This is a genomic window from Rhodococcus sp. PSBB066 (genome assembly GCF_017068255.1).
In the GTDB taxonomy this organism is placed as follows: Bacteria; Actinomycetota; Actinomycetes; order Mycobacteriales; family Mycobacteriaceae; genus Rhodococcus; species Rhodococcus aetherivorans.
Map to the genome: position 1 here is coordinate 433,386 of NZ_CP070859.1, position 13,804 is coordinate 447,189.

The window sequence follows — 13,804 nt, forward strand, 5'->3', positions numbered from 1 at the left end:
CCAATGCCTGGAGGATGACCATGGAGTTCAAGAGAGTGGCCCGTTCCGGGCAGGTGCCGGAGGGCATCGTCCGCCGCTTCTACGCCGGCGACTACGAGTTCGCGATCTCGCGGCTGGACGGGAAGGCCTACGCGACATCCAACTACTGCTCACACCTGGACTGCCTGCTCTCGTCCGGCAAGCTCGTGCAGGATGGAATCGGATGCTCTTGCCACGGAAGCGCTTTCGATCTCGCAACCGGTGAACCCATCTGCCCTCCCGCCACGGAGCCGATCAGGACCTATCCCGTCGAGGAGCGCGGCGGCGAGATCTTCGTCGGCATCGATCCCGCCGAGCCGCCGGAGGGCCCGCGCCGGCGCCGGCTCCGGCAGGCATGACAGCGCGGCGGGTCCGTCCGGCGACGTTGTCGACCGGCGGCATGGTGTCCTCGAGCCACCCGCTGGCCGGCCAGGCCGGGGCGCGGGTGCTCGCCGACGGCGGCAACGCGGTCGACGCCGCGCTGGCGATGGCCGCGACCACGTGGCTGACCCTGCCCGGCCAGTGTGGCCTCGGCGGGGACGCATTCGCCGTGGTGCGGGAACCGGACGGCACAGTCTGGACGGTCGGGGGGAGCGGTTACGGCCCCGACGGCGGCACACCGGACTTCTACCGGGACCGCGGGCTGGCCGCGATCCCGCTGGACGGCGCCCTCGCGGTGGCCGTGCCGGGCGCTCCGGCCGCGCTCGCGGCGCTGCACCGGCGCGGCGCCACCCGCAGCCTTGCCGAGCTGTGGGAACCGGCCGCGCGCCTCGCCGAGCACGGGTTGCCCTGCTCGGCCAAGACCCGCGACGACGTGCGGTCGGCGCTGGACGCCGTCCGCACCGATCCCGGGCTGGCCTCCGTGTACGTCGACGGCGGTCTCGTACCGCTCGTCGGTGACCGGCTGCCGCAACCCGACCTGGCGCGCACCATCCGTGAACTCGCGCACGACCCGGCGTCGTTCTACACCGGGTCGCTCGCCGAGCGGTGCGTCGCCGCGCTGCGCGACGCGGGCGCCCCGTTCTCGGGAGACGAATGGGTCGCAACCGGGACGGTGACGCCGGAGCAGGCGCTGTCCGGCCGGTACGCCGGCGCGGTGATCCATCAGACCCCACTGCCGACCCCCGGGTGGATGGTGTTGCACCAGGCGGCGCTGTGCGAGGGCGTCGTCGGGTTCTCCCCGCTCCTGAGCGCGGCGGCGATCGACCGCATGGCCCGGGCCGCGCGGACGGCGTTCGAGGACCGGCTGCGCTGGTGCGGCGCCGACAACGACGGTGCCGCGCGCATCCTCGATCCCGGCCACATTCGCGCCGGCCGCGACCGGCTGTCGGCGACCGCGCCCGCCGGAGCGTTCACGGTGGCCGGCGGAGACACCACCTCGCTGGTGACGGTCGACCGGGACGGACGCGCGGTGAGCTTCATCCATTCGCTGGCGTTCACCTTCGGGGCCAAGTTCACCGTGCCCGGCACGGGGATCGTCCTGAACAACCGGCTGGGGCGGGGCGCGTATCTGATCGACGGGCATCCGAACGAGGTGCGGCCCCGCCGCAAGCCGCTGCACACCCTCAATGCCTGGATCGTCACGGACGCGGCGGGAGCGCTGCTCCACGTCGGCAACACCCCCGGCGGGGACGGGCAGGTGCAATGGAACATGCAGCTGCTCTCGCACCTCCTCGACCACGGGCTCGATCCGCAGGAGGCGGTGTCGGCGCCCCGGTTCACGGTGTTCCCCGGCTCCGACGCGAACGTGCTCGGCGACCCCGCCGAGCTGCGCATCGAGGCCGACGTCCCGCCCGAGGTCCGCACCGCCCTGTCCGAGATGGGGCACGACGTGCGCACCCTCGAACCGCTCGGCGCCGAGGGCAGCGCCCAGATCATCTCTCTCGATCCCCGCGGCGTGCTCAGCGGCGGCAGCGATCCCCGTCAGGAAGGAGTGGCTCTCGGTGTCGAATGAACAGGCGATCGGCCGGGCAGCGCTCGGCGCGCAGCCGCCGCGGCCGCGCGGCCGCTACGTACCCGCGGTGCTGTCCGGCTCGACCGTCCACACGGCGGGGATGACCCCGCGCCGTGACGGCCGGCTGACCGTCACCGGCCGCGTCGGCGGCGAAGTGGACCCGGCCGTCGCCCGGGAGGCGGCGGGCCTCGCGGCCGGCAACGCCCTGGCCGCGGTCCGTTCGGTGCTGCCGCCGGGTGCGATGTTCCGGTGCGTCGAGATGGTGGTGTACATCGCGTGTGCCGACGGCTTCACCGAGCTCTCGGCGGTCGCCGACGGCGCATCGGAGGTCGTCGAACGCGCGCTGGGCCCGGCGTCACTGCCCGCCCGCAGCGCGATCGGGGTCTATCTGCTTCCCGGCAACGCGCCGGTCGAGGTGGCCGTCACCGCGCACGTCGGGGACGGACCCGGCGCGCACTGACGACCGCGGATCAGACCAGGGCCGGTCCGATCACGGCCAGCGCGACGAGCGCGATCAGCGCGGACAGGCCCGCTATGGTCGCGCCTCCGACCGGCGACTCGACGTCTCCGAACAACGGTTCGTCCTCGTCCCAACACCACCGCGGCATCACTCCATGGAAGCGGTTCGCCCCCGCATGCGCAACGGGGCGAGACCGATTCGGTCGAATTGCGGGAAGTTCCACGAAGTTTGCCGGGATCAGGCCGGACGAACCGGGGCGACGATGTCCGCCGCGAGGGTGAGCAGCATGAAGGCCCCGCCGACGACGACGAACGCGTACGTCACCGGCAGCAGCTTCACGAAGTCGACCGGCGCTCCGCCGGGCCGGCCCAGCCGGGCGCGCACCCGGTTCCGCAGACCCTCGTAGATCGCCACGGCCATGTGCCCGCCGTCGAGAGGGAGCAGCGGCAGCAGATTGAACAGGCCGACGAAGAGGTTCAGGCTCACCAGCAGCAGCACGAACGACTCCCAGGCGCCCCGCTCGACGGCCCGGCCCCCGAGCGATCCGGCCCCCACCACGCTGATCGGGGTGTCCGCGTCGCGTTCGCCGCCGGTCACCGACCGCCACAGCGACGCCGCCTTCGTCGGCATGTCCACCACCGTGCGCGCCGTGAGCGCGGCGAGGTCGCCGGTGAATGCGAGGGCGGCGGGCACCGCGGTCACCACGTCGTACCGCACGGGACCGGCGGGCGGGCGCGCGGATACTCCGATCGCACCGACGGCCGTCGAGCGCTCGTCCCCCGTCCGAGGGTCGACCACCCATCGCTGCACCTGCTCGGTCGCGACGGGCAGCACCAGCCGGCGGCCGTGCCGTTCGATCGTCAGTTCGACGACTCCTGCGCTGTCCCAGATCTTTCCGACCAGGTCGCCGAACCGGGTGACGCCCTCGCCGTCGACGGCGAGGATCGCGTCGCCGGGGAGTATCCCCGCGGCCCCGGCCGGTCCCGGGCCGTCGCACGCGGCGAGGCCGTATCCCGGGCCGGGCCGCTGCGACGACGGGACGCATCCGACGGACTCGACGACCACCTTCGGATGCAGCTCCGGCAGCCCCCACCCGACGGCGAGCACGAAGACGAGGACCCCGGCGAGCAGGAAGTTCATGCCGATGCCGCCGGACATCACGACCAGCCGCTTCCAGGTCTTCTGCCGGTACAGGGCGTGGTCGTACTCGTCGGGGGTCAGTTCGTCGAGCGCGGTCGTGCCGGCGATCTCGCAGAACCCGCCCACCGGGATCAGTCCCAGCCCGTAGTCGGTCTCACCGCGCCGGACGGAGAAGAGCATCGGGCCACGCCCGAGGGAGAAGCGGCGCACCTTCATCCCGAGACGCCGCGCCGCCCACAGGTGGCCCGCCTCGTGCAGGGCGACGGACACCGCGACCCCCAGCGCGAAGAGCACGACGCCCAGCGCGAACGTCACGGGTGATACGTCGCGTGCTCGCGGATGTACCCGCTGACGTTCCCCTCCGGGTCGCAGACCATGTCGCCCTCGAGGCACTCGGTGGTGACCGGGATGTGCCGCAACTCGCCCGCCGGCTGGGGAAGGGTGATGCCGGGGACGAGCGGCCCGGCGTACTGGGCGGGCCGGCCCTGCGCCGGATCGGCGATCAGGTGCACCCGTACCCGGTCCTGCAGGTCGGTGCCGTCATCGTGCACGGGCGCCGCCGCATCGATCTCCATCGCAACCCTGCGCACGACGATCGCTCCCTGCGAGTAGCCGTACAGCTCGTAGCGCGTGCGCGGCCCGCATGCGGCCTCGGTCCGGCCGATCTCCGCCCAGAGATTCTGCACACCGATCTGCACCGACTGGTCCATGAACGTGTCCCAGCCGAACACCCCGGCGACCATGCCCGCCGGATACCGCACGTGCCGCACCGCGAAGTCGGGACTGTTGCGGTACTGATCGGTGTAGGAGTTGAGCGGGCTCTCGGGATCGATCGAGTCCGGCGTTTCGGGACCCTTCGTGCCGTCGACGGCGAGCACCACGGTCGGCGCACAGTACGAGGCCGGGGACGGGTCGGCATGGGCGATCGACACGGCACCGAACATCGAACCGATGGTCAGCGCGCCGACGATCGCCACCCGGACAGCGGAAAGGATCATCGAAACCGTCCTTCAGCCCATGGGATCCAACCCAACGATTCCCGACCGCGTTCATAAGTAAGCACAGTGATCGTAAAGTCCGCAAATCGAACACGCGGGGGCGGTGCACCTCGGTGGGCTCAGCGGACGACATCGGCCAGATCCACGAAACCGTAACCCCGCGTCCGCAGACCGTCGATGATCGCCGGCAGCGCATCGGCGTCCAGGGTCGTGCCGTCGTCGGGGTTCGCGCCCACGTGCAGCAGAACGATCTGCCCGGGCGCGGCCGCGGCGAGGACCCGCTCGGTCACCGCCGCGGCGTCGAGACCACCGCTCGTGCCCTTCCAGCCGAGCGAATCCACGGTCCAGCGCACGGGCACGTAGCCGGCACCGTTGACGACGCGGATGTCGGCGTCGGTGCGAGCACCGAAGGGAAACCGGAACAACGGCACGGCCGGGCGACCCGTCAGTGCCGTGATCGCGCTCTCGGCCGCTGCGAGCTCGGCCCTGATCTGCTCGTCGGTCAGATCCGGATAGGAGGGGTGGGTGTTGCTGTGGTTTCCCACCGAGTGCCCGGCGGCGGCGACGGCGCGGACCCGGTCCGGATACGTCCGCGCGAAATCACCGGTGACGAAGAACGTCGCCGGCACGTCGTAGCGGGCGAGCGTGGCGAGGATACGGGAGACGGCCGTATCGGAGGCTCCACCGTCGAAGGTCAACGCCACCACCTTCTCCTCGGTGGGGATCCGTTCGAGATCGATGCCGCGCAGGGCAGCAGGTACACCCGCCGGAGGCACCGGCTCCGGACCGGACGACGGGACGGGGAGGGTCGCGGAGGGTGCCGGCACCGGGGACGAGGGCAGGGACAGCGGGGTAGCCGGCTCCGACGTCGGGCTGCTCGTCGCGGTGGTTTCGGGCGGCTCGTCGGGCGTGCCGGAACCACAGGCCGTCACGACCAGGATCGACGCCGCGACGACGAGCGATCCGCGCCGGAACCGGATGTTCATGTGGACAGTGTGCCGCTCCAACCCGGCTGCGCCGCTGCGTTCGCCGGGCCGATCCCCCGGGTGCGGTGGAACACCACGCTCACGGCAAGGAGGACCTCCGCGGCCGCGACCGCCAGCGCGGCCGCCATGAGAAGGGGGATCGAGGCACCCGCCGCTGCACCGGCGACCGGAGCCACAGCGTGCCCGTGGTGGCCGCCCGCGGCCCGGCCCGGGCTCATGGTGGTCAGGTGCACCATGATCATCGCGACGTTCATGACGGTGACCAGGATCCAGTCCCGCTGGTCTCCGCGCATCCACAGGTGAAGGGCGCAGTAGAGGCACCCGGCGGCCATGACGAGGGTCAGGGCCGCCGAACCGGGCGACGGTGCGTGCTCCCCGAGCGAGCCGGCATGCAGGACGGCCGCCGACACGGCGAGGGCGGCGGCCGCCCGGCCGCACCACGGGGTGGTGCGGCGGGCGGCCGGATCGGTGGTGGACATGTCCGTCAGTCCGTGCAGCAGTGCTTCGACGTGCCGGCCGGAACGTCGAGGGCCGGGTTCCGGTCGAAGAAACCGACCGGCTTCAGCTTGAACCCGGCGTAGTCGACGGGCATCACGGGCCAGTCCTCCGGGCGCGGGAAGTGGGTGAGCCCGAAGGTGTGCCACAGCACCAGGTCCTCGCCCTCGATGTTCCGGTCGCCGGCGACGAACGTCGGCAGACCCGCCTGTCCCGGATGCTGGTTGACGAAGTCGCCGGCCGGATACCGCTGCGCCGGGTCGTACTGCGTGACCCACAGGTGCTTGGTGGCGAACGCGGCGCGGGCGGCGATGGAACTCGACGGGTCGGCCAGCAGCACGGGCTGGCCCTCCGGGTGCAGTGCGTACCCGACGTTCCGCCCGAGCCGGTTCTGCTTGGTCGGGTTGGTGATGTGCCAGACCCGGGCCTTGGTGTTGTCGGCCAGCCTCTGCCCGTCGGCCTCCGTGGTGAGGGTGGTCTTGCGGCAGCGGAACGCGTTACCCCACGGGTTGTCCGGCCCCGTCGGTTCGGGCACGGCGTCGACCTCCTCGACCGTGTTGACGTTGCCGTCGACCGCCATGTCCAGGCGGGCGGAGAAGAGGTGCTGGTGGAACGGCGCACCGAGCCCGGGAGCCATCTCGGTGGCGAATCCGTCCTCGCCGCGGTAGGCGGAGGTGAAGACGATGCCGGTGGCCTTGGCTTCGAGTTCGATGGTGCCGTCCAGGTAGAGGTACCAGTAGAAGCCGTAGTCGTAGTTGCCGATGGTGAGGAAGAAGGAGATCACGAGCCGGCGCGACCGGCGGGTCTCGGTCATGCCGTTGAACATGTCCGTGTGCTTCCAGAGGACGCCGTAATCCTCCTCGTGGAGGCAGATCGCGTTCTTCATCACCCGCGGGTCGCCCTTCTCGTCGGCGATGGTGACGTCGAAGTACCGGATCTCGCCGAGGCAGTCGCACCCGAGTTCCAGCGAGTTGGTGTAGCGGCCGAACAGGTATTCGCCCTGGTCGAAGTAGTTCTGCCAGTACCGCACCGGCGACGGGTCGGCGTAGGGCACGACCATCTCGGCAATGGATGCGCGGTAGATCACCGGCCGCTGCACGCCGTCGTCGGAGAACGACAGCTGGTGCAGGGTCAGGCCCTCGCGTACGTCGAACCCGAATCGGAACGTCCAGTCCGCCCAGGTGATCCGGTTACCGTCGACCGAGAAGCTCGGCCCCTCGGGTTGGGTGATCTCGATCGGCTTGAGGTCGGTGCGGACCGGTTTTCCGTGCGGAGCGGCGTCCCATTCGCCGCGTTCGGCCGGCACGGGAAGGGTGATCTCGTCGACGACCTTCACCACGCGCTGCTCGGTGAGATCGACATAGGCGACCACCCCGTCGATCGGATGTGCCCAGGGCAGATCGGCCTCGTCCTCCTGGTGGAATGCGAGCACGCGGACGATCCGGTGCCCCACCTCGTCCTCGTGCCCGAACACCCCGGCCGACAACGGAACCGCGCGCACCTTCTCCGGATCGATGCCGCGCGCAGCCATCGCCGCAATCCAGTCGAAGCTGGAAAGGAGAAACGCTTCGATGTCCTCGAACTCCTCGTCGAGGATCGGGACATGCCCCTCGGTGGCGGAGTCGACGGCGACGGTGCCGAGGATCCTGCGTTCGGTGACGGACACGACGTGATCGGAGCCCACCCCGGTCGCGCGGTCGAGGAGAAGGACACGGGCACGGCGCTCGATGTGCTCCCCCGGCCTGAACGCCAGGACCGCCGACTTGTGCGGTTCCTCGAGCCCGACGTAGACGAACCGGACGTGCTCGGTCACCAGCCCCTCCGCCGATACCGTCTCCTTGACGGCGGTGATCTCCTCGGCGGTCAGAGGGGTGAGCGGGTGGTCCGGTGCGGGCGTCGATGCCGCTTCGGTGAATTTCGTGGTGGCAGTGCTCATCGTGCGATCTCCTTGTCGATCTCGGTTTCGGTCGTGGCGGCGGTCGCGATGCCGCCGGAATAGTGGTGATGTCGTGCAGCGTCGGGGCGGAGAACAGCCACGGCCGCTCCGCCCGCGAACGTCCCGGCGAGAAGAACGCCGATGACGGCGGCGAGGGTGCCGGATCCGCCCACGAGCAGCGGCAGGTTCGCGATCGTCATCGCGAGCAGAGCGCTCAGCCCCGCGAGGCCCAGCACCGGCGCGATCAGCGTGGGCCACGGCCGGGCGTCGACCCGGGATCGCCGGAAGAAGACGAGGACGGCGATCGACGTCAGCGCCATCAGCGCGAGCACTCCGACGGACGCGACACCGGCGAACCAGGCGAAGACCTCGGTGACGGGATCGAGCCCGCCGACGGCCGAGGCCACGACGAGAACCAGGGCCGAGACCGTCTGCACGATCGAGGCCACGTAGGGCGACGCATGGCGTACGTGCGAGCGGCCGCATCGCGCCGGCAGGGCCGCGCTGTTGCCGAGCGAGAAGATGTAGCGCGAGAGCACGTTGTGGAAGGACAACAGCGCCGCGAAGAGACTGGTGACGAGGAGCACCTGCACGACGTCTCCCGCCGCCGCTCCCACGTAACGGGTCGCGGTCTCGATGATCATGCCCTCGGGGTTCTCGGTGGCCAGGACGACGGCACCCTCGTCACCCCACGCGCTGACCAGCGCCCAGCTCGACAGCGCATAGAAGCCGCCGATGACCACCAGGGCGAGATAGGTGGCCCGCGGAATGGTCCGGGCCGGATCGCGCACCTCGTCGCGGAAGACCGCGGTCGCCTCGAAGCCGATGTAGCCGGCGACAGCGAAGATCAGGGCGATACCCGTTGCGCCCGAGAAGAACTCGGACGGACGTAGCGCGGCGGTGGACAGACCCTCCGCTCCGCCACGAGCGATCACCGCCGCATCGATCACCAGCACGATGCCGACCTCGCAGAGCAGCAGGACCCCGAGGACCTTTCCGGACAGGTCGATGTGGCGGTAGCCGAGAATCGCGACCGCCGCCAGAACGATCAGAGCCCAGAGATACCAGGGCAACTCGGGACCACCGTGCGAGGTCACGAAGTCGCCGAGGGCCGCGCCGATGTATCCGTAGACGGCACCCTGGACCGCAGTGTAGGACAGCAGCGCCAGGAAGGCGGAACCCAGTCCGACGTGCCGGCCGAGTCCGTGGGTGACGAAGGTGTAGAACGCCCCCGCCCCGGGCACGTGCTTCGCCATCGCGGTGAAGCCGACGGCGAAGAAGAGCAGGACCACCGTGCAGACGATGTACGAGGCGGGGTACGCGGCCCCGTTTCCGGCGGAGATACCGAGTGGGACCGTGCCGGCGATCACGGTCAGCGGGGCCGCGGCCGCGACCACCATGAAGACGACGGCGCCGGGGCCGAGGCTGCCGGACAACCGGTGGGTGGGGGGTTCGTGTGCGCGAGCGTTGAGGGTCATCGGTGCTTCGACTTTCGGGAGAGGGAGTGCGCCGGCGATGTCGGTGCCGACCGCCGGAAGAAGCGTGCGCCCGGACGTTGTCGGTGCGGTCACCGCGGCGTCACGGTTCGTCGACGGCAAACGAGAAGGGCGGGGGGCCGGGTTCTCGTTCGGCCCGGCAGGGGTACGGACGGCGGTGCCCACACAGTGCCGGGCACCGCCCCGACCGGTCACAGTGCGATGTTGACCGACTTGGTCTGGGTGTACTCCGCCAGGGCCCCCTCACCGAGTTCCCGCCCCCAGCCCGACTGCTTGTATCCCCCGAAGGGCAGTGCGGTGTCGAACGCGTTGTGGCAGTTGATCCAGACCGTGCCCGCCTTGATCTCGGCGGCGACCTCGTGGGCCCGGGAGACGTCCCGCGTCCAGACGCTCGCCGCGAGCCCGTAGGGGGTGTCGTTGGCGGCGGCACGAACTCCCTCCTCCCGGTTGAAAGGCACCGCGACGGCGACCGGGCCGAAGATCTCCTCCCGGTACACACCGAAATCGCTGCGCACGTCGACGAGGAGCGTCGGCTCGACGTAGAAGCCACTGTCGCCGTGGCGCTTTCCTCCGGTCAGGGCACGAGCCCCGTCCTCGAGGCCGGCGCGGAGGTAACCGGTCACCTTGCCGAGTTGCTCCTCGGAGATCAGCGGACCGATATCGCTGGCGGGATCGAGTCCTGGACCGATCTTCTGCGACCGGGCGAATTCCGCTACGCCCTGGGTGAATTCGTCGAAGATGCGATCCTCCACCAGCAACCGCGTCCCGGCGGTGCACGCCTGGCCGTGGTTGAACAGGAATCCGCCGGCGACACCGGGGATCGCGGCCTCGAGGTCGGCGTCCGCGAAGACGACCTGGGGGCTCTTGCCGCCGAGTTCGAGCGAGACCTTCTTCAGGTTCCCGGCGGCGGCGCCCACGATCTTCTTGCCGACCTCGGTCGAGCCGGTGAAGGCGACCTTGTCGACGTCGTGATGGGCCGACAGGGCCGCACCCGCGTCCCCGAAGCCCGTGACCACGTTGACGACGCCGTCGGGCACCCCGGCCTCGGCGGCGACTTCGGCGAGCAGCAGGGCGGTGAGCGGGGTCTGCTCCGCAGGCTTGAGCACCAGCGTGTTCGCGCACGCCAGCGCAGGGGCGAGCTTGAAGGCGGCCATCACCAGCGGAAAGTTCCACGGCACGATCTGGGCGCACACCCCCACCGGCTCGCGGCTGGTGAACGCGTGGAAACGAGCGCCCGGAGCCCACGGAACCGACACCGGGACGGTGCGGCCCTCGATCTTGGTCGCCCAACCGGCGTAGTAGAAGAAGATCTCGGCCGCCCAGGTGACGTCGACCGCCTTCGCGACGACCACCGACTTGCCGTTGTCCAGGGACTCGAGCTGGGCGAACTGGTCCGCCCGGGCCAGGATGCCCTCGCCGATCCGCCACAGGATGCGCTGGCGCTCGGCCGGGGTCAGGCGCCGCCACGGTCCCTCCTCGAACGCCCGGCGGGCAGCGGCGACGGCCCGGTCGACGTCCTCGGCGCCGCCGTGCGGCACCGTGGTCAGCACCTGCCCGGTGGCGGGGTCGACCGTGTCGAACCGCCGGCCCGAGGCCGACTCGACCCACCGGCCGCCGATCAGCATCTGCTTCGGCGACGAGAGGAAGTCGACCACCTCCGGAAGCAGGCCGGTGGCGGATTGCGCAACTGCAGTCATGATGTCTCCGACTCGTGAGAGATAGCGAAAAAGACTCGGGTACAGTCGTTTCGACGCAGAACCGCCGGCATCCGTCGCTGTGACCCGAACCCACGATAACCACACGATGTGGCGGGAGTCACCCCCGATTCCGGATGGAAATTACGCGGTGTCCGATTCTCATTCGACTGCGGCCCAGACCGTTTCCCGATTCTCGTTCGACTTCTCGACCGCAGCCCAGGTGACGGCCGCACGAGCACCGCCGGCCCCGCCCGATCGGGCGCCGGACGGCCCGTCGTTCTCATTCGAGTGACCGAAAATTGATGTGCGATCGGTGCAGCGCACTGCGTGCCTGCGCTACCGTGCACCCCACGGGATCGTCCGGCGGCAGACGCTCGACGTCCCCTGGCGAGTGTGGAAGCAGGTGCAAGGTGTCCGGTACACCACAGATCCGAAGTAGTTCGCCGGTGGCCGGCCTCGAGCGCGGACGCCTCACGTTCTTCGAGGTGCTCGCACAGTCCGTCTCGGCCGTCGCCCCGTCCGCGGTGATGGTCACCCTGCCGGCTCTCGTCATCCCCGAGGCCGGGCGGGCGGCGATCCCGGTGTTCGTCGCGGCGGCCGTCCTGATGGCTGCCGTCGGATACTGCATCGGGCAGTTCGCCACCCGCATGGTCGCGGTCAGCGGCTTGTACAGCTACACGGTGAAGGGTCTCGGCCCCCGCCTCGGCTTCGCCGGGGGATGGTCGCTGCTGATCGGCTACGCGGCCGCCGCCATGGCCAGCACGGTGGGAGCAGCGAGCTATCTGGCGTCGCTGCTCGAACGGATCGGGTTGCCGGCCGGAGCGGCGACGAGTGCAGTGCTCGTCGGTGTCGTCGGCGCCGTCGCGCTGCTGCTGATGGTCCGCGGCGTCCAGCTCTCCGCCCGCATCATGCTGGGCGTCGAGGCGTTCGCCATCGTCGCCGCATCGGTCGTCCTGGTGATCGCGTTCGCCGTGTCCGTCCGGGACGGCGACCCGCCCTCGGCGCCGACCGGAACCGGTTCGGAATCCGCGATCGGCTTCGCGCTCCTGCTGGCGATCACCTCGTTTGTCGGCTTCGAGAGCGCCGGAACGGTGGCACGTGAAGCCCACAGCCCGCTGATCAGCGTGCCGCGCGCGATCAGGTGGACGCCGGTCGTGCTCGCGGCGCTCTACGTGTTCGCCGCGACGATGCAGCTGCCGGAGTCCGCCAGGGAAGGAGTCGGTTCGCTCCGGATCGTGCTCACCCTCCCGGACACCGCCGGGAGCGGCTCGGCGGTGCTGTCGGTCCTGATGGAACTCGGAATCACCGCGTCGTGGTTCGCGTGCGTCATGGGCTCCACCACCGCGCTGTCGCGCACCCTGTTCGCGATGGGCCGCGAGGGCGTCGCCCCGGCGGTCGTCGGCCGTGCCCACGCCCGGTTCCACACGCCGCACGTCGCCCTGGCCGTCGCGATGCCTGTCGTCGTTGTCGTGCCCGTCGTCTTTCTGGCGGCGACCGGCTCGAACCGCGACGTCCTGATCGGGCTGCTGGCCCTCTCGGCGCACGGGTACGTCCTCGCCTACATCCTCCTCTGCGTCGCTACGCCCGCGTTCCTGCGCCGGATCGGCGAGCTGACCCGCCTGCCGCTGGTCATCGGCGCGCTCACCGCCACGTGCCTGGTGGCGCTGATCGTGTGGGCGGCTGCGTCGGGGATCTACGTGGCGGGCGCAATGACCGCCGTGTACGCGGTCCTGATGCTCCTCGGAGGCGCGCTGCTCGCGGTCCGGGTACGGCGCGCCCCGGACGTCGCGGACCGGATAGGCGTCTACGACGAGACCGTCGCCGCCGATCTGCTCGGCCGGCACCGCCCCTGGCAGGTGCGGCGGTGAGCCCCGTGGACGGAACCCTGTCGGGGCGGCAGCCGAAAGCGGTGATCAGCGCCCTGCGTGTCCTCGAGGAAGTCGCCCGGGCCGGGGCCGGGGTCACCGCCAAGGACATCGCCGCACACCTCTCCCTGCCGCCGGCGACCACCTATCGGCTCCTGAACCTGCTCGCCGGAGAAGGCTACGTCGTCCGGCTACCCGATCTGTCCGGCTTCGCACTCGGGCGCAAGATCGGCATACTGGTCGACGCGGCCGTCGTCCCCACCGTCTGCACAGCCGCACGTAACCTTCTCACCGAACTTCGGCTGACCGTCCGCTTCGGCGTCCACCTGTTCTACTACACCGACACGGCGCTCCGCCTTGCCGACGCCGACCCCGAATATCCACCCCGCGCCGACGAGGCCCTCCTCAATCGGCACCTCCAGGCGAGCGCCGTCGGCAAGCTGCTGCTCGCCGAGAAGATCGACCTCGACACCGTCCTCCCCCGGTGGGAACCCCATGCCCTCACCGGCCGCACGATCGTCGTGCGCAGCGACCTGCTCCGTCACCTCGGGGAGATCCGCGACCGGGGCTTCGCCACCCAGCTCGGCGAACTGCGCGACGACTCCGCGTGCCTCGCCGTTCCCGTCCGCTCCGCCACCGGCACCCTCGTCGCGGGCCTGGTCCTGTCCGGCAGCATCGACCATCAGCACCTGCTGCTGCGCCACCTCGACTCACTCCGAGAGCACGCGCAGCAACTCGTGCCCCTGCTGACCTGAACGG

Annotated in this window: 13 protein-coding genes; 5 read left to right on the forward strand and 8 right to left on the reverse strand. The window is 70.6% G+C overall.

The annotated features are described in order from the left end of the window. Positions 1-20 precede the first annotated feature (20 nt). The 3 genes from JYA75_RS02100 to JYA75_RS02110 are packed head-to-tail and all read left to right on the forward strand — an operon-like array spanning position 21 to position 2,432. Positions 21-377, forward strand: coding sequence for a non-heme iron oxygenase ferredoxin subunit (locus JYA75_RS02100; protein ID WP_006943156.1), 357 nt, complete (start codon positions 21-23; stop codon positions 375-377). After that, positions 374-1,972: a gamma-glutamyltransferase gene (locus JYA75_RS02105; protein WP_065923132.1), complete on the forward strand. Its 1,599-nt coding sequence runs from the start codon at positions 374-376 to the stop codon at positions 1,970-1,972. Before JYA75_RS02100 ends, JYA75_RS02105 begins: the two co-directional genes overlap by 4 nt. Then, positions 1,962-2,432, forward strand: coding sequence for a RidA family protein (locus JYA75_RS02110; protein ID WP_203329641.1), 471 nt, complete (start codon positions 1,962-1,964; stop codon positions 2,430-2,432). Before JYA75_RS02105 ends, JYA75_RS02110 begins: the two co-directional genes overlap by 11 nt. 10 nt (positions 2,433-2,442) lie before the next feature. Here the strand turns inward: JYA75_RS02110 and JYA75_RS02115 are convergent, their stop codons facing one another. From JYA75_RS02115 to JYA75_RS02150, 8 genes are all read right to left on the reverse strand, one after another. Then, on the reverse strand, positions 2,443-2,580 hold the full coding sequence (locus JYA75_RS02115) for a hypothetical protein (RefSeq protein WP_006943148.1): 138 nt from the start codon (positions 2,578-2,580) through the stop codon (positions 2,443-2,445). 89 nt (positions 2,581-2,669) lie between these two features. Beyond that, on the reverse strand, positions 2,670-3,887 hold the full coding sequence (locus JYA75_RS02120) for a M50 family metallopeptidase (RefSeq protein WP_203329642.1): 1,218 nt from the start codon (positions 3,885-3,887) through the stop codon (positions 2,670-2,672). Further along, positions 3,884-4,570 carry a cutinase family protein gene (locus tag JYA75_RS02125; protein WP_203329643.1) on the reverse strand — a complete coding sequence of 229 codons (687 nt, stop codon included), beginning with the start codon at positions 4,568-4,570 and terminating at the stop codon, positions 3,884-3,886. Before JYA75_RS02125 ends, JYA75_RS02120 begins: the two co-directional genes overlap by 4 nt. Before the next feature lie 119 nt (positions 4,571-4,689). After that, on the reverse strand, positions 4,690-5,556 hold the full coding sequence (locus tag JYA75_RS02130; RefSeq protein WP_203329644.1) for a polysaccharide deacetylase family protein: 867 nt from the start codon (positions 5,554-5,556) through the stop codon (positions 4,690-4,692). Beyond that, complete coding sequence (locus JYA75_RS02135) at positions 5,553-6,035, reverse strand: hypothetical protein (RefSeq protein WP_203329645.1); 483 nt, start codon at positions 6,033-6,035, stop codon at positions 5,553-5,555. Before JYA75_RS02135 ends, JYA75_RS02130 begins: the two co-directional genes overlap by 4 nt. 5 nt (positions 6,036-6,040) lie before the next feature. Continuing rightward, on the reverse strand, positions 6,041-7,987 hold the full coding sequence (locus JYA75_RS02140) for a primary-amine oxidase (RefSeq protein WP_203329646.1): 1,947 nt from the start codon (positions 7,985-7,987) through the stop codon (positions 6,041-6,043). Next, positions 7,984-9,465 (reverse strand): APC family permease, encoded by a 1,482-nt coding sequence (locus JYA75_RS02145; protein ID WP_203329647.1) that lies wholly within the window; start codon positions 9,463-9,465, stop codon positions 7,984-7,986. The genes JYA75_RS02140 and JYA75_RS02145 overlap by 4 nt, the downstream gene beginning before the upstream one ends. A 209-nt stretch (positions 9,466-9,674) precedes the next feature. Then, positions 9,675-11,180, reverse strand: coding sequence for an aldehyde dehydrogenase family protein (locus JYA75_RS02150; protein ID WP_006943134.1), 1,506 nt, complete (start codon positions 11,178-11,180; stop codon positions 9,675-9,677). Between the two features lie 446 nt (positions 11,181-11,626). Here JYA75_RS02150 and JYA75_RS02155 point away from each other — a divergent pair, with 446 nt between their 5' ends. Both JYA75_RS02155 and JYA75_RS02160 read left to right on the forward strand, forming a co-directional pair. Beyond that, the gene (locus JYA75_RS02155) at positions 11,627-13,048 is read left to right on the forward strand and encodes an APC family permease (protein WP_044476308.1); all 1,422 of its coding nucleotides are present in this window, start codon (positions 11,627-11,629) and stop codon (positions 13,046-13,048) included. Then, the gene (locus JYA75_RS02160; protein WP_029547119.1) at positions 13,045-13,800 is read left to right on the forward strand and encodes an IclR family transcriptional regulator C-terminal domain-containing protein; all 756 of its coding nucleotides are present in this window, start codon (positions 13,045-13,047) and stop codon (positions 13,798-13,800) included. The genes JYA75_RS02155 and JYA75_RS02160 overlap by 4 nt, the downstream gene beginning before the upstream one ends. The last annotated feature ends 4 nt before the right edge of the window (positions 13,801-13,804 follow it).

Excerpts from the sequence above, each read along its gene's own strand:
- JYA75_RS02130 (WP_203329644.1), bottom strand. The coding sequence starts at position 5,556 with ATGAACATCCGGTTCCGGCGCGGATCGCTCGTCGTCGCGGCGTCGATC.
- JYA75_RS02140 (WP_203329646.1), bottom strand. The coding sequence starts at position 7,987 with ATGAGCACTGCCACCACGAAATTCACCGAAGCGGCATCGACGCCCGCA.
- JYA75_RS02105 (WP_065923132.1), top strand. The coding sequence starts at position 374 with ATGACAGCGCGGCGGGTCCGTCCGGCGACGTTGTCGACCGGCGGCATG.
- JYA75_RS02150 (WP_006943134.1), bottom strand. The coding sequence starts at position 11,180 with ATGACTGCAGTTGCGCAATCCGCCACCGGCCTGCTTCCGGAGGTGGTC.
- JYA75_RS02135 (WP_203329645.1), bottom strand. The coding sequence starts at position 6,035 with ATGTCCACCACCGATCCGGCCGCCCGCCGCACCACCCCGTGGTGCGGC.
- JYA75_RS02100 (WP_006943156.1), top strand. The coding sequence starts at position 21 with ATGGAGTTCAAGAGAGTGGCCCGTTCCGGGCAGGTGCCGGAGGGCATC.
- JYA75_RS02125 (WP_203329643.1), bottom strand. The coding sequence starts at position 4,570 with ATGATCCTTTCCGCTGTCCGGGTGGCGATCGTCGGCGCGCTGACCATC.
- JYA75_RS02145 (WP_203329647.1), bottom strand. The coding sequence starts at position 9,465 with ATGACCCTCAACGCTCGCGCACACGAACCCCCCACCCACCGGTTGTCC.
- JYA75_RS02115 (WP_006943148.1), bottom strand. The coding sequence starts at position 2,580 with ATGCCGCGGTGGTGTTGGGACGAGGACGAACCGTTGTTCGGAGACGTC.